Source organism: Paenibacillus sp. J31P316, from assembly GCF_056269105.1.
Window position 1 is genome coordinate 1 of the sequence record NZ_JBWDNI010000012.1, and the last position, 26,974, is coordinate 26,974.

Annotated in this window: 22 protein-coding genes and 1 pseudogene; 17 read left to right on the plus strand and 6 right to left on the minus strand. The window is 54.7% G+C overall.

All coding sequences use genetic code 11. The features are described 5' to 3' along the window. Positions 1-901: 901 nt before the first annotated feature. The 5 genes and pseudogenes from AC0YNU_RS24405 to AC0YNU_RS24425 all read left to right on the plus strand — a co-directional run bounded on the left by AC0YNU_RS24405 (position 902) and on the right by AC0YNU_RS24425 (position 4,859). Positions 902-2,176 carry an ABC transporter substrate-binding protein gene (locus tag AC0YNU_RS24405; RefSeq protein WP_475761292.1) on the plus strand — a complete coding sequence of 425 codons (1,275 nt, stop codon included), beginning with the start codon at positions 902-904 and terminating at the stop codon, positions 2,174-2,176. A gap of 3 nt (positions 2,177-2,179) precedes the next feature. Beyond that, positions 2,180-3,217 carry a FecCD family ABC transporter permease gene (locus AC0YNU_RS24410; protein ID WP_475761293.1) on the plus strand — a complete coding sequence of 346 codons (1,038 nt, stop codon included), beginning with the start codon at positions 2,180-2,182 and terminating at the stop codon, positions 3,215-3,217. After that, the gene (locus AC0YNU_RS24415) at positions 3,214-4,014 is read left to right on the plus strand and encodes an ABC transporter ATP-binding protein (protein WP_475761294.1); all 801 of its coding nucleotides are present in this window, start codon (positions 3,214-3,216) and stop codon (positions 4,012-4,014) included. Before AC0YNU_RS24410 ends, AC0YNU_RS24415 begins: the two co-directional genes overlap by 4 nt. A 23-nt stretch (positions 4,015-4,037) precedes the next feature. Further along, a pseudogene (locus AC0YNU_RS24420) lies at positions 4,038-4,433 on the plus strand (hypothetical protein); the annotation flags it as partial. Between the two features lie 30 nt (positions 4,434-4,463). After that, positions 4,464-4,859 carry an antibiotic biosynthesis monooxygenase gene (locus tag AC0YNU_RS24425; protein WP_475761409.1) on the plus strand — a complete coding sequence of 132 codons (396 nt, stop codon included), beginning with the start codon at positions 4,464-4,466 and terminating at the stop codon, positions 4,857-4,859. Between the two features lie 198 nt (positions 4,860-5,057). On the opposite strand, the gene AC0YNU_RS24430 is transcribed toward AC0YNU_RS24425, so the two are convergent. Beyond that, complete coding sequence (locus AC0YNU_RS24430; protein WP_475761295.1) at positions 5,058-7,433, minus strand: discoidin domain-containing protein; 2,376 nt, start codon at positions 7,431-7,433, stop codon at positions 5,058-5,060. Between the two features lie 332 nt (positions 7,434-7,765). Between AC0YNU_RS24430 and AC0YNU_RS24435 the strand changes: the two genes are divergently transcribed. From AC0YNU_RS24435 to AC0YNU_RS24465, 7 genes are all read left to right on the plus strand, one after another. After that, the gene (locus AC0YNU_RS24435; RefSeq protein WP_475761296.1) at positions 7,766-8,872 is read left to right on the plus strand and encodes a Gfo/Idh/MocA family protein; all 1,107 of its coding nucleotides are present in this window, start codon (positions 7,766-7,768) and stop codon (positions 8,870-8,872) included. A 500-nt stretch (positions 8,873-9,372) separates the two neighbouring features. Beyond that, a complete protein-coding gene (locus AC0YNU_RS24440; protein WP_475761297.1) occupies positions 9,373-10,131 on the plus strand; it encodes a sugar phosphate isomerase/epimerase family protein in 759 nt (252 codons plus the stop codon). Next, positions 10,128-11,207, plus strand: coding sequence for an oxidoreductase (locus AC0YNU_RS24445; RefSeq protein ID WP_475761298.1), 1,080 nt, complete (start codon positions 10,128-10,130; stop codon positions 11,205-11,207). Before AC0YNU_RS24440 ends, AC0YNU_RS24445 begins: the two co-directional genes overlap by 4 nt. Before the next feature lie 27 nt (positions 11,208-11,234). After that, complete coding sequence (locus AC0YNU_RS24450; protein ID WP_475761299.1) at positions 11,235-12,065, plus strand: sugar phosphate isomerase/epimerase family protein; 831 nt, start codon at positions 11,235-11,237, stop codon at positions 12,063-12,065. Positions 12,066-12,706: 641 nt separating this feature from the next. After that, complete coding sequence (locus AC0YNU_RS24455) at positions 12,707-13,654, plus strand: carbohydrate ABC transporter permease (RefSeq protein WP_475761300.1); 948 nt, start codon at positions 12,707-12,709, stop codon at positions 13,652-13,654. Continuing rightward, positions 13,651-14,493, plus strand: coding sequence for a carbohydrate ABC transporter permease (locus AC0YNU_RS24460; protein ID WP_475761301.1), 843 nt, complete (start codon positions 13,651-13,653; stop codon positions 14,491-14,493). The genes AC0YNU_RS24455 and AC0YNU_RS24460 overlap by 4 nt, the downstream gene beginning before the upstream one ends. A gap of 107 nt (positions 14,494-14,600) precedes the next feature. Continuing rightward, positions 14,601-16,046, plus strand: coding sequence for an ABC transporter substrate-binding protein (locus tag AC0YNU_RS24465; protein ID WP_475761302.1), 1,446 nt, complete (start codon positions 14,601-14,603; stop codon positions 16,044-16,046). A 109-nt stretch (positions 16,047-16,155) separates the two neighbouring features. On the opposite strand, the gene AC0YNU_RS24470 is transcribed toward AC0YNU_RS24465, so the two are convergent. Both AC0YNU_RS24470 and AC0YNU_RS24475 read right to left on the minus strand, forming a co-directional pair. Then, a complete protein-coding gene (locus AC0YNU_RS24470) occupies positions 16,156-16,917 on the minus strand; it encodes an SDR family oxidoreductase (RefSeq protein ID WP_475761303.1) in 762 nt (253 codons plus the stop codon). Further along, complete coding sequence (locus AC0YNU_RS24475) at positions 16,914-17,300, minus strand: MerR family transcriptional regulator (RefSeq protein ID WP_475761304.1); 387 nt, start codon at positions 17,298-17,300, stop codon at positions 16,914-16,916. Before AC0YNU_RS24475 ends, AC0YNU_RS24470 begins: the two co-directional genes overlap by 4 nt. Before the next feature lie 245 nt (positions 17,301-17,545). Here AC0YNU_RS24475 and AC0YNU_RS24480 point away from each other — a divergent pair, with 245 nt between their 5' ends. Then, the gene (locus AC0YNU_RS24480) at positions 17,546-18,253 is read left to right on the plus strand and encodes a DNA alkylation repair protein (RefSeq protein ID WP_475761305.1); all 708 of its coding nucleotides are present in this window, start codon (positions 17,546-17,548) and stop codon (positions 18,251-18,253) included. Between the two features lie 73 nt (positions 18,254-18,326). Here AC0YNU_RS24480 and AC0YNU_RS24485 read toward each other — a convergent pair whose 3' ends face one another. Together AC0YNU_RS24485 and AC0YNU_RS24490 are read right to left on the minus strand one after the other, a co-directional pair. After that, positions 18,327-19,202: a DUF6999 family protein gene (locus AC0YNU_RS24485; RefSeq protein ID WP_475761306.1), complete on the minus strand. Its 876-nt coding sequence runs from the start codon at positions 19,200-19,202 to the stop codon at positions 18,327-18,329. Next, the gene (locus tag AC0YNU_RS24490) at positions 19,199-21,064 is read right to left on the minus strand and encodes a 3-oxoacyl-[acyl-carrier-protein] synthase III C-terminal domain-containing protein (protein WP_475761307.1); all 1,866 of its coding nucleotides are present in this window, start codon (positions 21,062-21,064) and stop codon (positions 19,199-19,201) included. Before AC0YNU_RS24490 ends, AC0YNU_RS24485 begins: the two co-directional genes overlap by 4 nt. A gap of 205 nt (positions 21,065-21,269) precedes the next feature. Between AC0YNU_RS24490 and AC0YNU_RS24495 the strand changes: the two genes are divergently transcribed. Genes AC0YNU_RS24495 through AC0YNU_RS24505 form a run of 3 tightly spaced genes read left to right on the plus strand, consistent with a single transcriptional unit; the run spans position 21,270 to position 24,680 of the window. Further along, entirely contained in the window at positions 21,270-22,562 is a 1,293-nt protein-coding gene (locus AC0YNU_RS24495; protein WP_475761308.1) for a spore germination protein, read from the plus strand. After that, positions 22,559-23,641: a GerAB/ArcD/ProY family transporter gene (locus AC0YNU_RS24500; protein ID WP_475761309.1), complete on the plus strand. Its 1,083-nt coding sequence runs from the start codon at positions 22,559-22,561 to the stop codon at positions 23,639-23,641. The genes AC0YNU_RS24495 and AC0YNU_RS24500 overlap by 4 nt, the downstream gene beginning before the upstream one ends. Further along, positions 23,628-24,680: a Ger(x)C family spore germination protein gene (locus AC0YNU_RS24505; RefSeq protein WP_475761310.1), complete on the plus strand. Its 1,053-nt coding sequence runs from the start codon at positions 23,628-23,630 to the stop codon at positions 24,678-24,680. The genes AC0YNU_RS24500 and AC0YNU_RS24505 overlap by 14 nt, the downstream gene beginning before the upstream one ends. A 51-nt stretch (positions 24,681-24,731) precedes the next feature. On the opposite strand, the gene AC0YNU_RS24510 is transcribed toward AC0YNU_RS24505, so the two are convergent. Then, complete coding sequence (locus tag AC0YNU_RS24510) at positions 24,732-24,923, minus strand: hypothetical protein (RefSeq protein WP_475761311.1); 192 nt, start codon at positions 24,921-24,923, stop codon at positions 24,732-24,734. A 79-nt stretch (positions 24,924-25,002) separates the two neighbouring features. On the opposite strand from AC0YNU_RS24510, the gene AC0YNU_RS24515 reads away from it, so the two are divergent. Continuing rightward, positions 25,003-26,958 carry a GTP-binding protein gene (locus AC0YNU_RS24515; RefSeq protein WP_475761312.1) on the plus strand — a complete coding sequence of 652 codons (1,956 nt, stop codon included), beginning with the start codon at positions 25,003-25,005 and terminating at the stop codon, positions 26,956-26,958. The last annotated feature ends 16 nt before the right edge of the window (positions 26,959-26,974 follow it).

Below are 26,974 nucleotides of genomic sequence, written 5' to 3' on the forward strand. Positions count from 1 at the left end.
GTTCATCGCCGAAAATGTGCGGTAAGTTCAGGCCTCTATTTATGGTTAGCGTTGGTCTTATAGGTCGGAACGAACGGCTGTGAAGCCTAACAAAAAAGGCTCCAAGATGGGCGGCATGATGTAAGAAGGGGGCGCAACCCGTTTTACATCAGTTAAATCCGATGGCTTACGCTTGGAGATTTAACAGTTGTTTAACGGATTTCGAACCGGAGGCACCTTTCAGGATCGCACTTGATCCCGAGGGGTGCTTCTTTTTTGCGTTCTTTCATAACGTGCGGGCGAGCAGGACAATTCTACATACTCGGCATTGGCCCATTTCTGATAATTGCCCATGCACGATAGACCAAACGACATATACTGACACGTACCTAAAAAAAGGAGCTGACTACATTGGGATATGGAAATAATAACGTTGGTGGCGTAGGTATTGGTGGCCCAGGTTACGGCGGCCCGGGTTATGGTGGCCCAGGTTGCGGTGGCGTTGTCGCTGGTTACGGTGCGGGCGGGATATTGGTATTGTTCATTTTGTTGGTCATCATTTTGCGAGGATGTTTCTAACCGTCTAGACACCGTTGAAGATCCGTAACAACCTCCTGAATTCAATAGCATGATAAACGATGACCGCCTGCAAAGCGGACCGCGGGCTCCCTAGTAGAGTCAATAGGATCCCAACGAATTGATAAGCACTCCTTAGGGGGTGCTTAACGATTCGGTAGCAATTTATACGGCAAGAAGCGTAAATATAGCGGCGCGAAATAGACAACCAAGAGGGGGAATAAGCGTATCTTATCACTCGATCATCCCCGTTTATAAATACTAATTGACAATGATTATCACTATCGATTACAATCAATTCCATGATAATGATAATCGTTATCAATATAATAGAGGGAGTGGTAGTGTGTTTTCCAAAGGATTTATTCGTACTTTATTAGCAGCAGCTTTGGTGCTGTCCCCTGTCGCCTCGACAGGCTCGATTCAAACCGCGGAGGCAGCAAGCGCGGCTGTGAAAGTAACGCTGGACGGCAAATCCGTCGCGTTGGAATCGGCTCCGAAAATCACCAATGGAAGAACACTCGTGCCTTACAGCAGCTTGGTTACAGCCCTTGGCGGCAAGGCATCCTGGGATGCGAAGAACAAGGTCGTCTCGGCCGTGCAAGGAAGCACAACGGTGAAGCTGACCGTCGGATCCACGTCTGCATACATAAACGGAACGTATCACGCGCTTGAAGCTGCGCCGCAGCTCATTAACGGCAAAACCTTCGTACCGCTTCGCTTGATCTCGGAGGCCTTCGGCAAATGGGTTACTTACAGCAAAGCAGCAAGCACCGTGTCCATCAACAGCACGCTGACGGTAACGACAAGCACGGGTCCGTTCACGCTCAAGAAGAAGCCGAGCCGGATCGTAACGCTGTCCTCCTCGGATACGGAAATCATCTATGCGCTGGGCGGCACGGTCGTCGGACGTCCGACAGCTCTCGGGCCGGTCATTCCGTCCGCGGCCGCATCGGCTCCTGAAGTCGGCAGCACGCACGGCATCGAGTTCGAGCAGCTGGCAGCCGTCAAGCCGGATCTCGTTATTGCGAGCCCTGCACTGAAGTCTCAGCAAGGAACGATCGAGAAGCTGGGTGCACAGGTAATGTTTAACTCCCATAACACGGTTCCGGAAATCCAAGCTTCGATCAAGCTCTACGGTCGTATTCTTGGTCAAGAAGCGAAGGCCGAATCGATCGTAAACGGCATGAACAGTCAAATCGCGCAGCTTCCTAAATTGGCATCGAAGCCGAAAACGCTGATTGTCTACGGCGCGCCCGGCAGCTTCGTAATTGCCCTGCCGACAAGCTATCCGGGTAACTTCCTGACGCTTGCCGGCGGTCAAAATGCCGCCGACAAATTCCCGGGCATGAGCACGATGCCGCAATATGCGGAAATCAGCCTGGAGCGGATCGTTGCCGCCAACCCGGAGCTCATCTTGTTCATCGCGCACGGCGATGCCGACGAAGTGAAAGCAAGCTTCAAGAAGGAGTTTGAAACGAATCCGGCTTGGAAGAGCCTGCCGGCCGTGAAGAACGACAACTTCGAAGTGCTGCCATCGGATTTGTTTGCCGCTAACCCGGGCATTAGAGCGCCTCAAGCGATCGCGGCGATGAACAAGCTGCTGCAGCAGGTGGATTAGTCCATGGCCGCAACAACAGCCTCAACCTCCGCGCCGCGAGAACAGCAGGCTGTTCTCGCGAAGGGGGTTCGGAATTTAAGCGCTGTCCTGGTAAGTCTTCTCCTTCTGGTTACTGCATCGTTATATGGTTTTATGTCAGGTGCGATCTCCATTCCGATGCATGACGTATGGACGTCGTTGTTCCACGCCTCCGATTCGGAAGCGAGGCAAATCGTATGGAATTTGAGGCTGCCGCGCGTATTGACCGGCATGCTCGCCGGCATGTGCCTGGCGATATCGGGTGCTTTCCTCCAAGGCGTGTTCCGCAATCCGTTGGCGGACCCCGGTATAATCGGCGTATCCTCCGGCGGAGGGCTGGCGGCGGTAACCATCATGATTTTGTTTCCCGAACATATTGCCTTCCTGCCTATCGCTGCATTCCTTGGCGCATTGGGCGCTGCCGTTGTCGTGTATGCATTGTCCTGGAAAGGAGGAGCTTCCCCGGTTCGGCTTATCCTAGCCGGGGTGGCTGTCAATTCGCTGCTCGGCGCAGCGATGACGGCGCTTATGATTCTGAACAGCGAGAAGGTTCAGTCCGTGCTGCCATGGATGTCGGGAAGCCTTAACGGAAGAAGCTGGCCGCATTTTGACACGCTGCTTCCTTACACGCTGGTCGGTATTGTCGCTTCCTTCTTCTTGATGAAGACCGCGAACCTGCTCGTACTCGGGGACGATGCCGCTAAGCTTCTTGGCAGCCGGGTGGAGCTGGGCAGACTGCTGATCATCCTGCTCTCGACGTTTCTGGCCGGAGCGGCAATCAGCATCGTCGGGATGGTTGGTTTCGTAGGTCTTGTCGTGCCGCACATGGTAAGGCTGCTGATTGGAAATGACTATCGGATCTTCCTGCCGGTTTCCGCGATCGGGGGAGGCACGCTCGTCATTGCAGCGGACACGGCTGCGCGCAGCTGGTTCGATCCGATCGAATTCCCGGTGGGTATCCTGCTTGCCCTGCTTGGCGCACCTTTCTTCCTCTACTTGCTTCGGAAAGGGGTCAAACGATGAGCGCAGCTCTGACGGCTGTCCAATTGAAATACGGCTACGAGCGTTCGGCGGCAATTGTGAAGGACTTCGATCTTAGCGTCAAGACGGGGGAATGGCTTGGCATCGTAGGACCGAACGGGTCGGGTAAATCCACCGTACTGCGCATGCTGGCAAGATTGGCCTCGCCGCAGCATGGCAGCATTGAAATTGAAGGCCGAAGCTTAGCCGACATGAGTACCAAATCAGCGGCCCAGGTGATGACGATGCTGGCGCAGCATCAGGATAACGGTCTCGACATCTCCGTCCGCGATCTCGTGCGAAGAGGACGGAATCCTCACCTGAAATGGTACGAGGAATGCCGCGGCAAGCATGAGGACGTGGTCGATTGGGCGCTTCGGGCGACGCATATGGAGCAGCTTCAGCACCGCTCGTTGCTTGCGCTGTCGGGTGGCGAGCGTCAACGGGCATGGCTGGCGATGTGCATGGCGCAATCCCCGCGCATCCTGCTGCTGGATGAACCGACGACATACCTGGATATTGCGCATCAGCTGGAGCTGATGGAGCTCATTCGCGGCTTGAATCGGGATCAGGGCATCACCGTTATCATGGTCTTGCATGATTTGAATCAAGCGGCACGCTATTGCGACCGTATCGTGGCCATGAAACAAGGAGAGGTCGTACGGAGCGGTAAGCCGGTTGACTTGTTTGAGGCAAATTTCTTCCGAGAGGTATTCGGCATCGAAGCGAAGATTCATCTGGATAACGGCATTCCGGTATATTTGCCGCACGGTGTCGTCAATCGCCAGCATAATGGATGAGCCAAATCTAAACGGAATGAGTGATGAGGGTAATGGCCAAACAAGCGCTTCAAAACGAGTTGGTAAGAGAGTTTGTCGGCGCGGCGCACGCGGATTTGGATAAGGTTCGGACCCTGCTGTCGCAAGAACCGGCCCTGCTGCATGCTTCGATGAACTGGGGCGGCGATGATTGGGAGACGGCGCTCGGAGCGGCTTCGCATGTCGGCCGCCGAGATATCGTACATTTTCTATTATCGCAGGGAGCGAGGATCGACCTGTTCGCGGCCGCGATGCTCGGGGACCTGGAATTCATTCGCACGGCGCTCTCGCATTACCCGGATTCGCTGCGCGCGCGCGGACCGCATGGCATCTCGCTGCTTCAGCACGCGATGATGGGCGGAGATCAGGCGGTAGAGGTCGTTAATTATTTGAAATCGCTTCTTGGAAGCGGGGAGAGCGGGGATCAAGCGATGATCGTAGTGGAGAATCGAATCGAAGTGAAGGCAGGCTTTGCAGAGGCGGTCATGGAGCGGTTCAAGGCACCGAAGAGCGTACATACCTTCCAGGGGTTTGTTCGCATGGACGTCCTGCATGCCGCCACATCCGAAGGCACGGAAGAAGTCCGCGTATGCACGACGTGGGAGAAAGAAGAAGATTTTCATGCCTGGGCCAACAGCGACTCCTTCCGTCACGCGCATGCGCGCCGGGAAGCCGCGCAAAACGGCGAACAGGGCCGTGCACATGGCGATGGAGGAGAAGCTGCGAAGGAAGCGTCGAATGGTCCGATCGTCGGTAACAAAGTGACCGTCTACAAGCTTGTGGCTTCGCATTTGCCTGAGAAGGCTGCTGTTCAAGCGGAGCGTTAAGAGGCAGTTGGATTCTTGGATGGGGTTATAACAATATTTCGAAAGAGAGGAGCCTCCGCGAGAGGCTCTTTTTCTGTAGGAGGAAGGAGATGTGGGAGAGGAATTTGGAAGGAGAGAGGAAAGGAAGTTAAAAGAGAGGAAGCCGAAAAAGCCGCTCGGGAGCATGTACTCCCAAGCGGCTTGAGCTGCAACAAAAGCTTAATTCACGACGACATGGTCGATCAGATCCGTATTGTCCCCGCTCGCATTCGTGCCGACGAAGCGGATCGTATGATTGCCCGCCGTTGCGGTGAAGCTGCTCGTCGTGAACGTAGCGAACGTCGACGACGACGGCGCGAAGGTACCGATGACCGTGGAATCGTAATAGACGGTGATGGACTGCGTCCCGGGATACGTAGCGCGCTTGGCCGCGCTGAAGCTAATCGTATGCGCGCCCGCCGAGAAATTGACGACCTGATTCATCTCCGAGCTGTTCTGCAAAAACGCCGTCTGCGATCCGTCCGGCACGGAGGTCGTATTGAAGGAACCGCCGTTCCGCTGCACGCCGGCGCCGTTCAGGAAGTTCCAGCCGTTCGTGAAGGGACCGTACTGGAAGTCGCTGACGGCCGGCGATTCGAAGCCAGCGTTGACGAATGTATTAAGCGGTCCGGTGGAAGCAACGTTGTACGCTTCGAACTCCGCAAGCTGCAGGCGATAGAAGCTCGGTTCGTCGGAGGCCGGGGCTCCCAGTCCGGTGGCGCTGATACGCACATAACGGGCTGTCGTCGCCGCGAAGCTATACGTCTGGGCAGCGCCGTTCGGGTTGGCCTGGCCTGTAATGGTGGCCGCGGTCGCATAGGTAGAGCCGTCCGTCGATGTCTCGATGGTGAAGTTGACCGGGAAGTCGGCCGAGCCGCCGCCTACCCCCGTTGCGTTCGTACGCGGATACAGCTTCACTTGGTTGACGGTTTGGTTCGATCCCAGGTCGACCGCAAGCCGAATCGGACTCGAGCTGACATTGGCGGAGCCGAAGTTCGTGCTCGTGTAGCCATTCGAGCCGCTGACGCTCGTCTTGATGCCGTCCGTTACGCGGCTGATTCCCCAGTCGGTCGATTCAAGCGAACTGTTGGATGATGCCGTCTTGTTCAGAGCGAGATTCGGCGCGGACGGGGCCGTGCCATTGACCGAGAACTCGGCCATCTGCGCGTAGTGGTTGCCGAAGGAGTCTGCCCCGAGCTTTGTAATGTAAAGACGAACGTAGCGCGCCGATACGCTGCTCGCGAAGTTGAACGTCTGCGAGGCGCCGCCCGGATTGACGTAGTTCGTGTACGCTTGTCCCGGCACGTCCGTCCAATTGACCGCGTCGTTGCTGGTTTGGAACTTGAAGTCGACCGGGAAGCATTCGCCCGAGCTGCGCGGCGTCAAGACGACGTTGTTCACAGTCTTGGCGCTGCCGAGATCGAGATAGACCCATTCCGTGCCGGCCGAGGAGCCGCTCGGATTGCTGGACCAGTTCGTCGAGGAGTCGCCGTCTACGATGCGAGACGCCGCCCAGCCCGAGAGCGACGATGATGCCGTGGCCGTCGCCGTGAACGTGCCCGTCGAGATCGCGATCGGATTCTCGTACGTATTCCACTGCCCCCAGTTGTCGCCATAGGCGTAGGCGATGAAATTATTTTGCGCCGGATCGAGCTGGCCGAGCTCGTTGCCGCTGATGCCCATGTTATGGATCTTCGTCTGCAGGCCGCTCGTGATCGTGCTGGATAACGTGTAGGTGATGCCGTCCGTGGACTCGTAGAGCTTAACGTAGCCGCTGTCCGTGAAGCGCTGCGCGGTCCCGACCGCGATGAATTTGTTCAGGGAAGGAACGTACTTGTGGTCGGTGGAATCTTCGCCGTTATTCGGCACGCGGGCGATCGCGACGCCCTGGTAGGTCGTGCTGCCCGGCCAGTTCGCGTTGGTCGTCGAGGCGGTGCGGACGCGAGTCTGCTCGATGGAATTGCCGCTGGCGTCCTTGGTCATCCAGGTGTAATAGATGTAGAGGGTCGTGCCTTTGACGACAAGGCTTGGTTCGCCAGCGCCGTAGGGGTCGGTATACGGATCGTCGAAGACGATGAAAGGCTGCGGGTTGCCGCCCCAGCCGGAGCCGTTCCATTTGTCCCACGGTCCGGACGGGCTTGTGGAACGGGCGACGTACACATCGTTGTCCGTGCCTCGGCTGTCTTCGGTCGAGGTATAGCCGATGTAGTAGTAGCCGCCGAACTTCACGGCTCCGGGATCGCAGGCGGAGAACTGGTCTCGGCTGCCCGGGGTCGGCTGGATCGCCACGCTATCCGCGGACCACGTCGCTCCGCCGTTCGTCGAATGGCGGTAGTATACGAAGTCCCACGCTCCGCCGGAGCCGGGCGCGCAGGTCCACATATCGGCGCTGCCGTCGCTGTTTAGGATAATGGAAGGGCCGTAGCGGTATTGGCCGGCCGTGTAGATGACCGAGCCGGAAGATAAGGTGCCGGTGATGGCGGCATAGACGGAAGCAGGCAGCAGAAGGGTGACGGACAGCAGAATCGATAGAAGAAATACGGTTGCTTTTTTCATTTTAACACTCCCTTTGCGTATGGTTTAAAACCGGCTGACGGATTCTTCACCTCCCCAATGGAAACGTTCTGGAGCTATAATAAAAGCGCTTTCATTAAAAGCATAGAAAAACGTTTTAATGTTGTCAATCGCATCCAAGACGCGCGCTTGCCGAAATCGCCGCTTGTTTTATAAGCATTGATGCCCTTCGGAATGCGGAAAGCCAGGCGAATCGCCTTTCTAGCGTAAAACGTTTTAGGAAAAAGCGCGTTGATTTTTATAAGAGAATGGGGAGGAATCCGCGCGCTTAAGCTGAATTGTTAATACGAATACGCAGATGAAAGGTGAGTGCGATGCAGAAGACGAAAATCGGCATAATCGGCTGCGGCTTTATCAGCGGTATTTATTTGGAAAACTGCACGAAAACATTCGGGATCCTTGAAGTCGTTGCGGTTGCTGATCTAGCGGTCGATCTTGCCAGAAAACGGGCGGAGGAATTCGGTATTCCGAAAGCCTGCACCCCCGAAGAGCTGTTGGCTGACCCTGAAATCGAATTGGTCGTGAACTTGACGGCGCCCCAGGCGCATACGGAAGTGAACCTGCAGATTCTGCAAGCCGGCAAGCATGTCTATGCGGAGAAGCCGTTCGCGCTTAATCGGACGGACGCGGACCGCGTGCTGGCGCTGGCGAAGGAAAAAGGGCTGCGGGTCGGCAGCGCGCCGGATACGTTCCTTGGTGCGGGACTGCAAACGAGCCGAAAGCTCATCGATGACGGCTGGATCGGAACGCCATACGCGGCAAGCGGCTTAATCCTCATGGGGAACGCTTACGACGGGATGCATCCGGGCTTCCACAATTACTTGCAGTTCGGATGGGATCCGCTGTTCGATATGGCGCCTTATTATATAACCGCGCTCATTCATCTGCTCGGTCCGGTGCGGAGCGTCAGCGGCTCGGCCCGCAGCGTGAAGGACGAGCATACCGTCACGAATCCGTTGTCGCCGAGATACGGCGAGACGGTGCCGATCGGCGCGCCGATGCATGTGAGCGCGATGCTCGACTTCGCGAACGGAGCCACGGCAACGCTGCAGGCGGCGAAAGAAAGCTTCGGCTATACGCCGCGGCTCGAAATATACGGGACGGAAGGCATTTTGCATGTTCCGGATCCGAATGCGTTCGACGGCGCGGTGACGCTTCAACAGCGCAACGGGACGACTCAAAGCTTCCCGTATTCGCATGAATACGCGAAGAACAGCCGAGGAATCGGCGTGGCCGACATGGCGCATGCGATTCGTTCGGGACGAAAGCACCGCGCAAGCGGCGAGTTGGCCAGCCATGTGCTCGATATCCAGCTTGGCGTCCTGGCGTCGTCCAAGGAAGGCCGCCATATCGCCATCGAGGCCGGATGTGAGCAGCCGGCGCCGCTGCCGATGGGGTTGAAGTATAATTTGTTGGATTAAGGCGATTGGTTTGCGTTCTCCGACGGAGGTCGGAGAACGCAGCATTCGCCAGCTTCCTCGAGTTAGAATGGTTTGCGTTAAGGCGATTGGTTTGCGGTCACCGATGGAGGTCGGTGAGTGCAGCATTCGCCAGCTTCCTCGAGTTAGATTGGTTTGCGGTCACCGACGGAGGTCGGTGAGTGCAGCATTCGCCAGCTTCCTCGAGTTAGAATGGTTTGCGCTCACCGACGGAGTCGGGGAATGCAGCGTTCGCCAGCTTCCTCGAGTTAGATTGGTTTGCGGTCCAGGCGATTGGTTTGCGGTCACCGACGGAGGTCGGAGAACGAGCATTCGCCAGCTTCCTCGATTAGATCGGAGAAAGCAGCATTTGCCCACTTCCTCGAATAGGTCGAGGAAATTAGTTCACCTTTCTCAAATAATTAAGTTTGCATAACAAACTACTGGTTTGCGTCCCAAACGTTTCTCCCTTCACATTCCCTAACAGAAAGGTTGAGTAAACCATGAAATTTCCAATTGCGCTGCAGCCGTATACGATTCGCGAGGAACTGAAACAGGATTTTCTAGGCAGCTTTACGAAAGTGGCCGAGATCGGCTATCAAGCCGTCGAAGCGGGACCGCCGCCGGCAGGCGTGTCGATTGACGAAATGAAGGCTCATTTCGACCAGCTCGGTCTGCAAGTGATGGGCTGCCATACGGGCCTGGATCAGCTGACCGACGAGAACGAGCGCAATGCGCTAATCGACTTCCTGGAGTTGTTCGGTGCGCGTTATGTCGCGCTGTCGTACCGGTTCGAATCCCGCGAGGCCGTGCTCGAAGCGGCAAAACAATTCAACGCCGTTGGCGCGGCATTGCGCGAGCGTGGCGTGCAATTCCTTTATCATAATCATGACTGGGAGTTCAACGAATTTGACGGCGAGTCCGCAATGGATATTTTGCTGCAGGCGACCGACCCGGAGCTGGTAAAGCTGGAGCTTGACGTCTACTGGGCGCAGAAGGGCGGCGTGGATCCGGCTGCCTATATTCGCAAGCTGAAGGGCCGCTGTCCGGTGCTGCATGTGAAGGATATGGAGCCGGGCGACGAGCGTTTCTTCGCGGAGGTCGGAGAAGGCGTGCTGGATTTCGGGGCTATTCTCGCGGCGGCGGAGGAAATCGGGACGGAGTGGCTCGTGGTCGAGCAGGATGCCTGCCGCCGCTCGCCGTTCGAGAGCATTGCGATCAGCTATAACAATCTGAGCCGAATGGGGGTTGCCGCGCAATGAGCGATACGGTCAAGGTCGGTCTGATCGGGTACGGTTTTGCCGGAAGCGCTTTTCACGCGCCTGTCATAACGTCCGTGCCCGGCATGGAGCTGACCAAAGTCGTCGAGCGCCGAAGCGACAAGTCGAAGGAGCGATATCCTTGGGTGGAAGTCGTGCGGGACGCGGAGGAGCTCTATGCGGATGAGTCGATCGATCTCGTGGTCGTGACGACGCCGAGTACGGATCACTATGCGTTCGTGAAGAACGCGCTGCTTGCGGGCAAGCATGTCGTCGTCGAGAAGCCGTTCACCCCTTCCTCCGCCGAAGCGGAGGAGCTGATCGAGCTGGCGAAGAGGCAGGGCAAAGTGCTGACGGTGTATCATAACCGCCGGTTCGATGGGGATTTCCTTACGCTGCGGGAGCTGCTCCGTCAAGAGCTGCTTGGCGAAGTGAAGGAAGCCGAATTCCACTGGGACGGCTTCGACCCGGTACTGCGTTCGACCAACTGGCGCGAAGGAAACGAGCCGGGAACCGGCGTGTTTTACGATCTCGGCGTCCATTTTCTGGATCAAGCGGTCAAGCTGTTCGGCATACCTGCCTCGATCTCCGGCGACGTCCAAATCCAACGCGAGGGTGCGGAGGCGCATGATTATTTCGATGCGACGCTTCTCTACGACAGCGGGCTCAAGGTGCGTCTGAAGTCTTCCAAATTCGTACGGGAACCGTTCCCCCGTTATTCCTTGCATGGCACGAAGGGCTCTTTCGTCAAATACGGCATCGACCCGCAGGAAGCGGCGCTGATCGCGGGATTGCAGCCATCCATGGCGCGCAATTGGGGCAAGGAACCGAAGGAGCTGTGGGGCAAAATCAATACCAACGTCGGCGGGCTGCATGTCGAAGGCGTTATCGAGACGATCGCAGGCTCCTACGTGGAATACTATCGCAACGTGCTGGAACATATTAATGGCCAAGCCGAGCTGGAAGTGAAGCCGGAGGAAGCAAGGCTCGCCATTCAACTCATCGAGCTGGCGCTTCAGAGCAGCAAAGACGGCCGGGCATTGCCTGTTCCGTTCGCCGCGACGGCATCGATTATCTAAGAAACAGAAGAAGGAGCGATAACGAATATGTTTCCATTCAAAGCGGCCCTTAACGCCTCGACCTTGTTTCCGTTCAAGCTGAACGTGCTTGAGCAGGTCCGCGTGGCGGCCAAAGCAGGATATGAGGGCATCGAGCTGTGGGTTGGCGAAATCGAGGCTTATTTGCGTGAAGGAGGTTCGACGGCGGAGCTGCGGGAATGCCTGGAGCGCTCGGGCGTCGTGCTGGCGAATGCCATTGCGTTCTTCAAATGGGCGGACCAAGACGAGGCAGTGCGCGAGGAGGGCTTCGCGCAGGCCGAGCGCGAGATGCGCATGCTGGCGGAGCTCGGCTGCGTGGCTGTTGCCGCACCGCCGTTCGGGGATGTGGCGGATGTGCCTTTGAGCGAGATGGCCCGCCATTACGCGCGTCTTGCGGCACTGGGTCGCAGCATCGGCATCGACGTGTACCTGGAATTCTGGGGACGCGCAAGCACGCTGTCACGAATCGAAGAAGCGGTTATCGTGCAGCGGGAAAGCGGCGTCGAAGGGGCGAAGCTGCTCCTCGATCCGTTCCATATGTATACCGGGGGCAGCGCCGTCGACGATTTGAAGCAAGTGGCGGGAAGCGGCATCGGTATCTTCCACGTGAACGATTACCCGGCAGATCCGCCGCGGGCGGTCATTACGGACGCGGAGCGCGTCTTCCCGGGCGAAGGCGTTGCGCCGTCGGCGGCCATCGCGCGGCAGCTGTACGATTCCGGCTACCGCGGCTTTCTGTCGCTGGAGCTCTTTATTGCGGACTTCGGCGGCTTGACGGCGGCAGACGTTGCGGAGAAAGGCTTGGCGGCGTTGAAGGCGGCGTATAACGTAGAAGATTAACCTTGAATTGAATTTTTGATGGCTGTCAAAATAGTAGAGAACCCCACCGTTTTCAACGCGGCGGGGTTCTTTTTTTGCTTTCACTAGAGCTGGAACGCTGGCGTCTCTTAGATGCTGTAACCAATAAGTGCAGATTTGCAGTTATTTCTGACGATTTTGACTGGAAAACGGAAATAGCTGCAAATCTGCAACTAATTCGAGGACCTCTAGCCGTTTCAACCAAAAATGGAGAAAATAGCTGCACTTTTGCAATTATTTCGATGAAAACATGCTGGTACTTGAAAATAAGTGCAGATTTGCATTTATTACGTTGGGAGAGAGGGGGAGGGCAGAAGGGTAGGAGGTCGAGAGATCGGGAGGTAGGGAGGTCGGGAGGGCAGGAGGTCGAGAGGTCAGGAGGTCAGGAGGTCGGGAGGGCAGGAGGACAGGAGGGCAGGAGGGCAGGAGGGCAGGAGGGCAGGAATGCAGGAGGGCAGGAGGACAGGAGGTAGGTAGTTAAATGCTACCTTTGTTTCTCCCATTATTTCTAAAACTGGATCGCGATTACAATTTCTTCACCTGCGGAAAACACCCGTCGAACATGCCAAGCTTATCCTACGAAAGAAATCCACGAGGACAATCACGAGGAAAGGTGGCTGGCAATGAACACGACGGAAGCCGATCTCGCCGTTAGGCGCGTGAACGCTCGGGCTCGAGGAACGAAGCGCTCTCTGGCTGTCATCGGCAAAGAAACAGTGGCAGGCTATCTCTTTATGGCGCCTTCGCTGGCGCTGTTCGCGGTATTTCTGTTCTATCCCTTAGCCAAATCAGTCTATCTGAGCTTGTACTTGACGGATCCCCGCGGCCGCGTCGCGATGTTCGTCGGACTCGATAATTTCACCTCGCTGTTTCGGGCGGATGCGTTCTGGAACAGCATGCTCGTTACGCTGAAATTCACGGCGCTCACCGTGCCGACAGGCCTGCTGGCCGCGCTGCTGCTGGCGGCGCTGACCTTCGGGCGGCTGCGGGGCATGCGCACGTTTCGATTTATTTTCTCCCTGCCGGTGGCGCTTTCCGTGAGCACCTCCTCCGTCATTTGGTCGATGCTGTATCATCCGACGACCGGCACGTTCAACTATTTTCTTGCCAAGCTCGGCATCGCGCCCGTTCAATGGCTGACCGATCCGGCATGGGCGCTCGTCTCCGTCTCCATCATGACGATCTGGATGAACTCCGGCTTCTCGTACATCGTGCTCCTGAGCGGGCTGCAGGGCATAGGCGACGATATTTTCGACAGCGCGCGCATCGACGGCGCCGGTCCGTTCCGCAGCTTCGTCCAGATTCTCGTGCCGCTCGTATCGCCGACGCTTTTCTTCCTATCCGTCATCTCGGTCATGAGCGCCTTCCAATCTTTCGGCCAAATGAACATTTTGACCAAAGGGGGGCCGGCGGGCTCCACGGAGGTGTTCGTCTATTCCATCTACAAGGAAGCGTTCGTTAACTACCAATTCGGCACGGGCAGCGCGCTGGCCCTGGTGTTGTTCGCATTCATTCTGCTGCTGACGCTGCTGCAGTTCCGCTTCGGCGAAAGGAAGGTGCACTACCATTGACGACTCTGCCACGGCCGACGCTCCTGCTGGTCCGCCGCCTGCTGCATTACGCGATTCTGGCTGCCTGCGCGGCCGCCGTTATCTATCCGCTTGCCTATACCGTGCTCGCATCGTTCATGACGCCGGACGAATCGTCCCAATATCCGCCCAAGCTGCTGCCATCGCATCTCTACCTTGGGAGCTTCCGTACGGTGCTGGACCTCGTGCCGCTTCAAACGTTCCTGGTAAACAGCTTCGTTATCTCCGCAGCGGTCATGCTCGGGCAAATCATCACGGCCAGCATGGCGGCGTATGCCTTCGTATACGTGACGTTTCGCGGCAGAGCCTTCTGGTTCGCGGTGTTCATCGCCACGATGATGATTCCCTGGGAGGTGACGGTCATCCCGAATTACCTCACCGTCAAAGCATGGGGCTGGCTCGATACGTATCAAGGCATGGTAGTGCCTTTCCTTGCATCCGGCTTCGGCGTGTTCCTGCTTCGGCAGTTCTTCCTCCAGCTGCCCCGCGAACTGCACGAGGCGGCGAGAATCGACGGCTGCGGCCATGTGCGGCATTTTACGGGCATCGTGCTGCCGCTGTCGCGTCCCGCGCTCGCATCGCTTGGCGTCTATGCGTTTCTGAACGCCTGGAACATGTACCTGTGGCCGCTGCTCGTCACGAACAGCGACGCGATGCGCACGGTCCAAATCGGGATCAGCATGCTGCAGTTTCAGGAAGTGACCGTATGGAACCTCGTGCTCGCGGGCGTCACGCTCGTCCTGCTGCCTTCGATGCTCCTGCTCGCGCTCGGGCTGAAGCAGCTGGTGCGCGGATTGACCGCCGGCGCCGTCAAAGGCTGAACATAACGCATGCTGGAAGCTGCGGTTTACTTGCGGCTTAGTTTGGGGGAATCGTCTTCGGACGTGCATCCATATATAAAAAAAGTAACGGGAGTGAGAAAACGAGGATGAAATCACTGAAGCTACAAGCGGGGCTGCCGCTGGCAACGGCAAGCTTGATGGTACTGTTGTCCGCCTGCGGAAGCAGCAATGCGGGGAACGAAGCAAACGGTACGAACAATACGGCTAACGCGGCGGCTGCGAATACGGCGAATGCGGACACGGCGGCGAACGCGAACGACAGCGCAAACGCGGCGAATGCTGCAGGCGACACGCAGAAGGAACCGGTCAAGGTCGTCTGGTGGCACTCCATGAGCGGGGAGCTCGGCGAGGCAGTCAAGCAGCTGGTGACGGATTTCAACGCGTCGCATCCCGACATTCAGGTGGAGGAAGCTTACCAAGGCACCTACGACGACAGCTTGAACAAAATGAAGGCTTCGCTCGATTCCAAGTCCGGGCCATCTCTTATTCAGGTCTACGAAATCGGATCCAAATTCATGGTCGATTCCAAGGCGATTACGCCGGTCCAGGATTTCATAGATGCGGAGAGCTATGACGTGTCGAACCTGGAACCGAACATTCTCGGTTACTATACGTTCAATAACAAGCTGTACTCCATGCCGTTCAACACGTCCAATCCCATCCTTTACTATAACAAGGACATGTTCAAGGCTGCCGGCCTCGATCCCGAGAAACCGCCGGTCACCTACGAAGACGTGAAGAAGGACGCGCAGGCGCTGACGAAGGACGGCAAGACGGGCGCGTCGTTCGCCATCTACGGCTGGTTCATGGAACAGTTCTTCGCGAACCAAGGCGCGGAGTACCTCGATAACGGCAACGGCCGGACCGGCACGGCAACGCAATCGCTCGTGAACAGCGAAGCAGGCCTCAAGACGATGGACTGGCTGAAGGACCTTATCGACAGCAAGGACGCGCTCAACCTCGGCCGCAAAACCGACGATACGAAGAAAGCGTTCTTGGCCGGCCAAATCGGCATGACGCTGGATTCCACGGCAAGCTTGCGCGGCATCGTCGACGGAGCGAAGGATAAGTTCGAGGTCGGCACGGCGTTTCTTCCGAAGCCGGACGGCGCATCGGGCGGCGGCGTCGTGGTCGGTGGCGCGAGCCTCTGGATCATGAACAACAAGCCGGCCGAGGAGCAGAAGGCGGCATGGGAATTCATCAAATATCTGGCCCAGCCGGACACGCAGGCCAAGTGGCATATCAACACGGGCTATTTCCCGATTACGAAGAAGGCTTACGATGAACAAAGCGTAAAAGACAATATGGCGGCATACCCGCAGTTCAAGACGGCCGTCGACCAACTGCACGCGACGACGCTGACCCCGGCTACGCAAGGTGCCGTAATGGGCGTGTTCCCGGAAGCGCGCCAAATCGTGGAGGGCGCAATCGAGGAAACGATCGGCGGGCAGAAGGATTCGAAGAAGGCGCTCGATGACGCGGCGAAGGCGATTACGGAGAAGATCGAGACGTATAATAAGACCGTCAAGTAAGCAAGTTGACTGAAACAACGGCATTACGAACGGGAAACCCCGACCGCGCATCATGTGCGGTCGGGGTTTCCTTCGTCGTATCCGAACCCTGTTCTTTCGTTATTCTGTATTATTCAATGAGATTTTTCGTTGACGCGTACATTTGCGCTGCATAGGCGTCGATATCATCTCGCGACATGCGCAGGCGATTCACGGAAGTGCCATAGCCTATTTCCGCTAGCCCGGCTTCCAACCCTGTGAAAATGCCGTCCGCGAAGGCATCCAGCGGTTCTCCGTGCACATGCAGCCCCGTTCCGCCTAAATCCGTATTGACCGCCGGAGGAGCGATTTCGATGACTTCCACGGACGTTTCGGAAAGCTGCAGCCTGAGACTCATCGTAAAGGAATGGAGCGCCGCCTTCGTCGCCGAATAGATGGGCGCGACCGCAAACGGCGTGAAAGCTAACCCGGAGGTCACGTTAATGATCGCCGCCTCTTCTTTTGCCGCAAACCATGGAGCGAACAGCATGGATAGATGGATAGGCGCTTCAAGGTTGGTCGTTATTTCTTTGCCGTACTCCTTCCAATGATTCCGAACATCCGCAGTCTGCACGTTAAAGCGTTGCTGGATACCGGCATTATTGACTAGCACGTTCACGTTGGAATAGTTCGTTGTTACCCAATCGAACAATGCGATCCGCTCGGATTCGATATCCAAATCGCTTACGCGCGTAATAAGGCCGGGCAGTTGTTCTTTCGCCTGATCCAGCACGCGTTCGCGTCGTCCGGTGACGATAACGGTATTTCCGGCTTCTATAAATCGTTCCGCAAATGCGAATCCTATGCCGGTGCTTCCGCCCGTTAAGAGAATCGTATTTCCTGAAAGTTTCATGATTGTTTCACGTCTCCTTTATTCTGCATGCGATCGGTATAACGGTTGATTTTGAATTCAATTCCGCCTAAGGATGCCGTCATCAACGAAATTTCATCCAGCACGGCTTGTTTGTGCGCAGTCATTAATTCCAGCCGGCGTTCGATGGTGCGGTCGCCTTCTACGACCCAATTCATGTATTGCTTGATGCTGCTGATCGGCATATGCGTGTTCTTTAAACAAATCACGGTTTCTAGAAGCGCCATTTGATCGTCCGAGAATAACCGCCTCCCGGCATCGTCGCGTTCAATCAGGGGGAGCAGGCCTTTCTTTTCATAGAAGCGCAGCGTCGATTCCGAGAGGTTGACTTTGGCTGCCGCTTCGCCGATGGAACAATACTTCATTCGGAGTCCCTCCATATTCATTCGCAGCTTGTCGACTTCATTAGCTTACGACTTAAACCGCGGTTTAAGTCAACCCCATTCGTTCGGAAAAAGTTTAAAGAGGCGGCCTGCCGCGGTCGTCCTCTACTTTCGTTTGCGACAGGCCTGACGAATGTCCGCCGGAACCGCTTTATGCTATATTCAACTAGAGACGCAATATCCTATCCAACTTGAAACCAATAGAAAGGGCGTGCAAAACGATTACGATGAATCTAGAAACGGTCATGCAGGAGCTTGAAGCGCTCGGCAAGGAACGAACCAAGAAAATCTACCAATCCAATGGCGCGCATGAACCGCTATTCGGCGTGGCTACGGGCGAAATGAAGCCGATCTTCAGAAAAATAAAACGCAATCAACCGCTGGCGGAGCAGCTCTATGCCACGGGGAATTACGACGCCATGTACTTCGCAGGGGTGATCGCGGACCCGAAAGCGATGACGGAGGCGGATTTTGAACGGTGGATAGACGACGCGTATTTCTTCATGCTATCGGATTATGTGGTTGCCGTAACCTTGGCTGAAACGGATATTGCGCAAGAGGTTGCCGATAAGTGGATGGCAAGCGATCAGGAGCTGAGAATGTCGGCGGGCTGGAGCTGTTATTGCTGGCTGCTCGGCAATCGGCCGGACAGCCAATTCGAAGAAAGCAAATTAGCCGACATGCTGGGGCTAGTCCGGAACGCGATCCATAATGCCCCCGACCGCGCGAAATACGCGATGAACAATTTCGTCTACACGGTGGCCGTCTCTTACACGCCGCTCCATGATATGGCGGTTCAGGTCGCGAAGGAAATAGGTCCGGTAGAAGTGAATACCGGCACTCCCAAGAGCAAGCTTATTAACGCGTCCGTCAATATTCAGAAGGCGGTAGATCGAGGGCAGCTCGGCTTTAAACGTAAATATGTAAGGTGCTAGGACGTTCTTCTTATAGATGAACCGTCCTGAGCCAGCCCGTATCCATACCAAATAACGCATAAACAGGCTGCCCTTAAGCAGCCTGTTTGTGTTTTAATTCCACGAGCAAAGCATGGAGCTGCTCGGTGGCGAGGCCATGAAGCACTAACCGGAATCCGGCTCGCAGCGTGGAGAGCGGGACCATCGGGTGCTTATTGTTGATCAAGGCCAACCTGTCATTGCTGCCGATGATTTTGGAGGCTAGAATCCCGATCGTTTCATCGAGCTGCAAGGAGTTCGTCGCCCGCCAGAAATCGTTGTCGGTCAGGAAGAACTGGTAGACGGGCGTGAAGCATTCGATGGCCGTCATCAGATCGAGCACATTGGTCCATCGGTCGGGCATCCGTTCGATCGGGAGAGGGCTTGAAGTAATGGCTTCGAAATTCAGCCGCTCCTGCTTGGTCACTTCGATGTTGTTCTCGCGCATTTGGAGATTCAAATGAATGATGAAATTGTACAAGTTGAGGTCGTGAACGAGAAAGAGATCGTCCTTGACCGGCTCGAGATTCATCGGTTTCAGCGGATTCATCTCGATCTGGACGCCCGGAATGTTGTCGCGGATGAATTGCAGAATCTCGGAACCGAGATAGAAGTGCCGCAGAATCATATAATTGGCGTCCGGGCTCACGAAGGTTTTCATGCCCCAATACAAGAAACGATGCAGGATTTTAGAGGACGTGAACGCTTTCGGAACAATGATTTTGTAGATTTGGAAGAGAATGATCATCAGCCGGGACAGCGGCCTTAGAACCGGAAGCACGAACTGCCGGGACTTGCTCGAGCAGTCCTTCAAATAAGAGGCTTTCGCTTCTTCGTTGAACGGAATGCTTTGATCCAAGTAGATGGCAAGGAACGGGTTCGGGTTCTGCTTATCATGCGGCATGTTTTTGAAATAATCGGCATGGCTCATACGTTCCCCAGCTCCTCTAACTGTAATAGATACAAGCGAGCAGTCGTTTTAGCGGTTTTGACGATCCGGTCGGCCAGCTCCATCGTAAGCATCGGATGCTGAATGCCGGCTTCGAGACGTTCAAAATGCTTCTCGTCCGAGTCGCTGTGATAGAGCAGGAAAGAAACCTGGTCGTCGTTCAAGCGGAGTTGATCGCGAATCGCCTCGCCCCAGTACCTCGCCATCCGGCAGCCAAGACCTTCGATAATCCACATCGCGCCCATCAGATCGACCGGATTTTCCCGGCTTGCCCGTTGAAACAGATAGGCGGACAGCGCTTCGCTGCCGATATTTTTCTCGCCGGCTTGAATGGCTGCAAGCTCGCCTCCTACGGCCACGTAATTGCGTTCCAGGATTTGAAAGTCGCGATGCTCGTCGCGGGCATGGGCAATGAACATGGAGCGCAGCTCGATATGCTCGATCGCAATGTAAGAGGCGGCGCGCGCGATCCACTGCGACCCGTCAATGACCTGCTGCCGAATGTTCTCCATGAGCAGCATGTAGTCTTCCAGCGTGAATTTGCCCTTGTACAGTTTATGAATGATCGGTACATGAGCAAGCTTTTGTTCGAAATCAATCCAAATCTGGACCAGCTTCCGCACCAGATGGGCTTGAACCGAACTTGACGAATCAAAGTCCAAATGAGGCGCTTCCGGCTGTCGCTCGGTATCGGCGACGGTCCCGTTCTCTGTGCCGACGACCGTCAACAGCATATACGAGGTCTGAAATCTTCCGCTCTCCGGCACCATGCACAGTACCTTCTCGCCTGGCTTCAGATGCCCTTCGTTGAACAGCTCCTCCAGCATGATATAGATCGAGGCTGCTCCCGTGTTGCCCTTCGTGTAGAGATTCGTAAACCATCTCTCTTCGGGAATGGTCATCCCGCCAAGCTGCATGAGACGGAAAATCTCTTCGCGAAAATAATGGGATGAGTAGTGACAGACCATCCAATCGATATCGGAAGGATTCACTCTTCCTTCGTCCACCAGCTCGAAGAATCTTTTGACGCCTACTTTCGGCATTTCGTTGACGAGGCGGATGTCCTGTTTTAAATTGATAGCTCCGTCGTCTGCCGCCTCGTGGATGGACGCATAATCAAGCCAGCAAGGTTGACTCTCCGCGTCGCTGTCTTTATTCATGCCCGCGTACATGCAAGTGTCGTAGAGATTGGCGTACGATTGATTGTCGATCCATTCGATCCGCAGGGACAGGCCGTGATCGCTCGGTTTATGCTGAAGCACGGCGGCACCGGCGCCATCGGATAACATGAACCGAAGGAAATCCGTATCGAAAGGTATCGCATGATCCATGAATTTGGCCTGCGCCTCGAAGCGGGTATGCTTGAAGACGCGGCTGGAGAACTCGCTGGCGCAGGAGATCGCGGCCTTCTTCTCTCCGGACTGCACCTGCAGGTACGCATTCTTGATCGCTTGCATGCCGCTGCCGCAGACGCCGTGATGGGTCGCGATTTCCATGACGGGCAGGCCGGTCTCGGCATGAACCATGCTGGCGAAACCGGGTACCAGCAGATCGCCTTGCGTCGTGCCGACAGCTAGAAAATCGATGCGGTTAGCCAGATCATCGTGATTCCGTTCAATAGAATCGCGTATGGCGTTGGCAGCCATTTCCGCATTGGAATAGAGGCTTTTTTGATTTTTATCGATGGCATAATGGCGGGTTCGAATTTTATTCTGATCCAGAATACGCCGCATGGCTTTCGAGCTTTTTCCTCCGATTTTGCCGAGATAGGCTTCCATTTCCTCGTTATCGATCGGAGTGCCGGGCAGGAACTTCCCGATACTGGTTATATAGACGGCATTCATAGGAATTCTCCTTTATGGAAAATAGTTGGTACACGATCTATCATCGACGATATGGGGTCGAATGCCTAGTACTAAGTTGTTCTGGTACCGGATAGGAGTACCCCTTTCTAACCGCATAGAACCGTATAGAAACCCCATTTTCTGCCAAAAATAGACTGACGTCTATTTGAGGGGGCAGAGTGAAATCGATAATGTAGTGCAGCAAATGAAATCGACGTTCTCTGACCATGATGATTTTTTCATTCAGGAAGAGCCATTTGGCGAAACGACCATTGTTCTTATGGGGTATAACACGCTTCTGAATTTTACGAAGTCCAATTTATATGTTCGGCAAATGGCCGATCGTTCTGCTTCCGTTCATGAACTATTCCTAAACCTTGGCGGCCAGCTTGACGTAGATGCAGCGCAAATCAAAAAGGCCGTCTTGGACGGCAAATTAGTGGTCGTCGCGGAAAGCGAACGCAACGCGATTATCGAGCCCGTCCCCCAAAGCCTCAGGCGAAGCATTGAAGAGCCCAGAAACGAAAGTCCCATTCAAGGTCCACTGGACGCCTTCGGAGAGGATATCGATCTTAATATCGGCATGATTCGAAAGAGACTGACCACCGAACGCCTGTGCCATTGCTCGTACCAAGCAGGAGAGCTGGCAAAGCAGAGGATATCCATGCTTTATATTAGCGGTAAAGCCGACGCTGCGCTTGTCGAGAAAGTCGACCGCCGGCTAAAACAAATCGACGCGGATTTGGAGACGATTGACGACCTGAACAAGCATTTCGGCCCTCGCAGGTTCAGCCCCGTCAGTCATCTGTTCTCGACCGAAATTCCGGTTCAAGCCATCCATTCGTTAAAGAAGAACAGGATCGTGCTTTTTCTGGAGAATCAGCCCTCCGCGCTTGTTTTTCCTCATCTCATTACGGACATGCTGAGCACGGCGAACGATCGCAATTTCCCCAGCGGCCTGTCATTTATGATTCGAGCCCTAAGGGTATTGGGACTTTTCGCCACGCTCGTCCTTCCCGCTCTATATGTTGCCTTAACGTCGGTTAACCCGGATGTTCTGAAAATGGATCTCGCCTTGTTTATCGCGGAAAGCAGAGAAGGAATTCCGTTAACGCCCGTACTTGAAACCCTTACCATGACCGTGTTAGTGGACTTGATAACGGAAGCGATCGTGAGACTTCCCAAGAGCGTAGGCCCGACCGTTACGATGGTTGGCGGCGTCGTCCTCGGCCAGGCGATGGTCGAAGCGAAATTAGTCAGCAATTTGTTGGTTATTGTGGTCACTTTCATGTTGATTGCAAGTTCGGCCGTGGTAGGGATGCAAAACGCCCTATACATTCGAGCGCTAAAATACCCCGTTTTTATTTTGGCATCGGTTTACGGCATCGTAGGTTTAATGGCCGGGTTTGCGTTTATATGCATCTATTTGGCGGGCCTGACGTCTTGCGACGTTCCCTATCTGACATTTCGAATCAAAGGAAAGGAAGGCACCCAGTGACGCAAAGGCTGCAGATCGGATTCGTTTTTATCATCCTGCATATGAGCTTCGGTTATTTGATGTATCCGAAGCTCGTCTTCTCGTTAACGAATTCCGGTCATTGGGGAGTCGTTCTTTCTTACGGGGTGCTGCAGCTGATTTTAATGACGATCTACAAGAAAGGGCTTGATCGCTTTCCGAAGAAAGACGTGATCGATATTTATTTGAGAATGGGAAAATGGGTGGCGTTTCTCGTTCTCCTTCCCTATGCCATCAACTTGACTGCGCTGACAGCGGTGGATCTTCGCGCCCATACGGAAGAGATGATTTCGATTTTCTTGATTCGGACGCCTTTTTGGGCGGTATTAATCCTGTTCTTCTTTATTTCAACGTATACGGCGATCAAAGGCATAGGCACGATTTTACGTTCATCCGTCGTTTTTTTCTTCTTTATTAATTTGTTGTTGCTGTTCGTCATTGCGTCCTCGACGGTGAATTTCGATTTTCGGAACGCCTTGCCGGCGTGGCCGTCATCGCTGGATTTCTTCGTAAACAGCCATTTTTTTTATCTTATGGGGTTCTCGGCAATCTTGTTTTTGGGCTTCGTACCGTCCGCGACGAATTTGACGATGCGCCAACTTGTTGGAGCATGGTCGCATGTGATTATCTTCCTGGTAATCGCCGTCTATCTGCCGCTTCTCATATTCGGTCAAGAAACGGTCGTTACGTTTGCCTCGCCCGTTAAGGAAGCGGCGGATTCGGTCGACTTGGAATGGTTCGTGTTCAACCGGCAAACGCTCTTCTTCGGTATATCGCTGATCGGGTTTACGATTATATTGAATGCCGTCAAACTATGGACGATCGGATTAATCATGCAGAAATTGTTCCGGTGGAAGAAAAGCAAAGCTTCTTATTGGATCGGCGCGTTCTCGCTTATCGCCTTTATATTCGCGGCATGTATACCGAACCGGGCCTGGATTGAAAAATTCGTTCTCTTGAGCGGCGGTATTAACGTCTATATGATCGTTATTCTCCCATTGACCGTTTTTATCTATGGCGCCTTGGCCGGGAGGGGGATAGTAGGTCATGAAAAGAAATAATCCCTGTAAAGCGATCGCCGCTCTGTTAGCGTTAACCTTCCTCTGTGGATGCTGGGATTTTAAAGAAATCAATCGGCGCGCCCTTCCTTTGGTCATCGGGATTTCCAAGAGCAGCGGCAAACAATACCAAGTGTCCCTGTATATTCCGATCATGAAGAAGGGAAACGGCAAATCGACGATCGAAACGGAAAAAGGGGAGTCCGTGTCGCTTGCTCTGGGCAAATTGCGTACCAACTCCGACAAAGCCTTGGACTATTCTCAAGTACGGTTAATCGTCATCGAAAACCGGTTGGCCAGCAGCAATCAAGAATTGCGCGAGATGCTGAAGTATTTCATGACATCCAAAGTACTGCCGTCCATCGCGTTGGTGGCGATTACGGATGACAATATCGAGAACATGTTTTCAAACTTTAACGAAAAAATAGGCGTCGATGCCACATCATTATATGATTTCTTTAATAAGGGGGCCGTTTGGGCACCGGAATTTTCGAACACGCGCATATGGGAAGCGTATCTCAGTTTGTTTTCCTATACCAAAGACGTAACCGTTCCCGTCGTGAATGCGGCAAAAGGGTCGATACTGAATTTCGAAGGTTCCGCAGTATTGAAAAACGGCAAAATCATAGATCGAATCAGCCCGAGCCAAAACCAGCTCGTTAGTTTGTTTCGAAATCGCAATACGGAAGGACAGGTAGCAAGCCTAGGCTTTGCCAGCATCTTGGTCATGCACAACTCGTTGCGAATTAAACCGTCCATGAAAAATGGGAAGCCTCGGGTATCGAGCGATTTATCCGTAAAAATAAGCATTTTGGAAAAAAAAGAAGGCGTGACGGAAAAGCGGGTCAAACAGGAACTCGAGAAGCTGATTGAGAAGCGATTTAACGCGATGCTCGAACAAGCCCAAAGAAATAAAACGGATATTTTTGGCTTTGGCCAGTATTTCCGCAAACGGATTCCCTACCGCGAGCTGGAGAATTGGAGGGAAACCTATTATCCTCGGTTACAAGTGAACTTCCAAGTCCATGTGAAAATGGAATAACCCTATTGCATCGAAATGACCCGCATCGCTTGGACGACGATAATCGTGCCGCTACTGCGGGTCATTTGCTTTTTTGCGTATCCGTGAGTAAGCGAACGTGCACATGGCCAGCAGAGGAATGTAACCGTAGAGAAGGCCGCCTCCGACCCACTTTACGGTTTCTTCCAGGCTTTTGATGGACACCAGATGGTCCGGCCATGAGGAGAACACGAAGATGACCGCTGCGGCGCAAAGCGCTAACATCCCCCTCTCCGTGATGTGATATGATCATTCGAGAGGCAGAGGCAGGCAAGACAACTCATAATGAAATCAAGGGGATACGATGAAGCATACAACCATTGGCTTGTTCGCTCACGTGGATGCGGGGAAGACCACGTTTGCCGAACAATTGCTTTACCATACGCACAGCATTCGGGAGCGGGGCAGAGTCGACCATAAGGACGCTTACCTCGACAGTCATGATATCGAACGGGCAAGAGGCATCACGGTGTTCGCGGATCAAGCGGTCATGTCGTATAAAGGATCGACTTACTATTTGGTCGATACGCCGGGACACGTCGATTTCTCGCCGGAGATGGAGCGGGCGATTCAGGTGATGGACGTTGCGATCCTCGTCATCAGCGCGGTGGAAGGCGTTCAGAGCCATACCGAGACGGTCTGGCAGCTGCTTCATAAGCATCGCATTCCGACGTTCTTGTTCATCAACAAAACCGATCGGGTCGGCGCGGACGTAGACCGCGTATTCGAGGAAATCCATATGCATCTCACGGCGGATGCCGTGATGATGACCGGCAGCTTCGCAAACGGCATCGTAGGAGAAGAATTGCTGGAAAGCATGGCGGAGCGGGACGAATCGTTGTTGGAGACGTTTCTGGCGGAGACGGAAGACCAAGCCTTTTGGCTGCGGACGCTGCGGGAGAAGATTCGCGGACACCGGCTCTTTCCTTGCGCGAGCGGTTCCGCCTTGCAGGATGTCGGCGTGACCGAATTCATGGATCAGCTGCATCTGCTGGCATCCGCGGATTATGACGATCAGTCGCCTTTCGGGGGGCGCATCTATAAAATTCGCCATGACCAGAAGGGCGTGCGAATGACCTATATCAAAGCCTTAAGCGGCACGTTGAAGGTTCGCGACGAATTGTGCTACGGGAGCGGCGACGTTCGGATTTGCGAGAAAGTGACCCGGATTCTCATTGTCAACGGGAGCAAGTCGCAGGCGGTCGACCAGGTCTCGGCGGGCGATCTGTTCGCGGTGACGGGGCTGTCAAGCGCCGAAGCCGGGCAGGGCTTGGGCATCTATTCGGACAAGCTGGTCTACGAGATGGTGCCGACGCTGACGTCGAAGGTTGATTTTGCCGATTCCCTGCACGTGAAGGACGTGCTGAGAGCTTTTCAAATCCTCAATGCGGAAGACCCTTCCTTGAACGTCGTTTGGGAGGAAAGCCTGCAGGAAATCCACATTCACGTCATGGGACTTATCCAGCTTGAAGTGTTGGAGCAGCTGGTGAGCGAACGCTTCCGGATCGCCGTCTCCTTCGGCACACCGGAAATTCTGTATAAAGAAACGATCGCGTCCGCGGTGAACGGCTACGGCCACTTCGAACCGCTCAAGCATTATGCCGAGGTGCATCTGCGTCTGGAGCCAGGGGAGCGCGGCAGCGGAATAACGTTCATGAACGCCTGCCACGTAAGCGATTTGAGCGTGGGCAATCAAAATCTCGTCAAGACGCATCTCTTCGAGCGCGACCACCATGGGCTATTAACGGGAATGCCGATCACCGATATCCGAATTACGCTGCTGAAGGGCGGCGCGCACAATGAACATACGCACGGCGGCGATTTTCGCGAAGCGACCTTCCGCGCCTTGCGGCAAGGGTTGGAGAAAGCGGAGAACGTCCTGCTCGAGCCCTATTACGCGTACAAGATCAAAGTGGAAATTGACGATATGGGCAGGGTGTTATCCGATATCGAGCGAGCCTCCGGGCAGTTCGATCCGCCGCAGACGACGGCGACCCATGCGGTCATTACGGGGAAAGTCCCGGTTGCCACCTTTATGGACTACAGCAAGGAACTTGCTTCGTTCACGCATGGCAGAGGCATGGTTCGTCTGACCTTCGGCGGTTACGAGCGCTGCCATTACGAACAAGCGGTGATCGAGCGCATAAGCTACCGCAAAGACGCGGACCCGCTGTACAGCTCTTCGTCGATTTTCTGCGCCAAGGGCCATGGGTATACGGTGCCGTGGGAGGAAGCGGAAGCGAAAATGCATTTGTTATAGTGTGGATCGCGCTTGG

Coding starts and splice junctions, on each gene's coding strand:
- AC0YNU_RS24510 (WP_475761311.1), bottom strand. CDS start 24,923: ATGTTAGCGCTTTGCGCCGCAGCGGTCATCTTCGTGTTCTCCTCATGG.
- AC0YNU_RS24450 (WP_475761299.1), top strand. CDS start 11,235: ATGTTTCCATTCAAAGCGGCCCTTAACGCCTCGACCTTGTTTCCGTTC.
- AC0YNU_RS24440 (WP_475761297.1), top strand. CDS start 9,373: ATGAAATTTCCAATTGCGCTGCAGCCGTATACGATTCGCGAGGAACTG.
- AC0YNU_RS24425 (WP_475761409.1), top strand. CDS start 4,464: ATGATCGTAGTGGAGAATCGAATCGAAGTGAAGGCAGGCTTTGCAGAG.
- AC0YNU_RS24435 (WP_475761296.1), top strand. CDS start 7,766: ATGCAGAAGACGAAAATCGGCATAATCGGCTGCGGCTTTATCAGCGGT.
- AC0YNU_RS24410 (WP_475761293.1), top strand. CDS start 2,180: ATGGCCGCAACAACAGCCTCAACCTCCGCGCCGCGAGAACAGCAGGCT.
- AC0YNU_RS24505 (WP_475761310.1), top strand. CDS start 23,628: ATGAAAAGAAATAATCCCTGTAAAGCGATCGCCGCTCTGTTAGCGTTA.
- AC0YNU_RS24475 (WP_475761304.1), bottom strand. CDS start 17,300: ATGAAGTATTGTTCCATCGGCGAAGCGGCAGCCAAAGTCAACCTCTCG.
- AC0YNU_RS24485 (WP_475761306.1), bottom strand. CDS start 19,202: ATGAGCCATGCCGATTATTTCAAAAACATGCCGCATGATAAGCAGAAC.
- AC0YNU_RS24480 (WP_475761305.1), top strand. CDS start 17,546: ATGAATCTAGAAACGGTCATGCAGGAGCTTGAAGCGCTCGGCAAGGAA.
- AC0YNU_RS24465 (WP_475761302.1), top strand. CDS start 14,601: ATGAAATCACTGAAGCTACAAGCGGGGCTGCCGCTGGCAACGGCAAGC.
- AC0YNU_RS24455 (WP_475761300.1), top strand. CDS start 12,707: ATGAACACGACGGAAGCCGATCTCGCCGTTAGGCGCGTGAACGCTCGG.
- AC0YNU_RS24495 (WP_475761308.1), top strand. CDS start 21,270: ATGAAATCGACGTTCTCTGACCATGATGATTTTTTCATTCAGGAAGAG.
- AC0YNU_RS24490 (WP_475761307.1), bottom strand. CDS start 21,064: ATGAATGCCGTCTATATAACCAGTATCGGGAAGTTCCTGCCCGGCACT.
- AC0YNU_RS24515 (WP_475761312.1), top strand. CDS start 25,003: ATGAAGCATACAACCATTGGCTTGTTCGCTCACGTGGATGCGGGGAAG.
- AC0YNU_RS24470 (WP_475761303.1), bottom strand. CDS start 16,917: ATGAAACTTTCAGGAAATACGATTCTCTTAACGGGCGGAAGCACCGGC.
- AC0YNU_RS24445 (WP_475761298.1), top strand. CDS start 10,128: ATGAGCGATACGGTCAAGGTCGGTCTGATCGGGTACGGTTTTGCCGGA.
- AC0YNU_RS24415 (WP_475761294.1), top strand. CDS start 3,214: ATGAGCGCAGCTCTGACGGCTGTCCAATTGAAATACGGCTACGAGCGT.
- AC0YNU_RS24430 (WP_475761295.1), bottom strand. CDS start 7,433: ATGAAAAAAGCAACCGTATTTCTTCTATCGATTCTGCTGTCCGTCACC.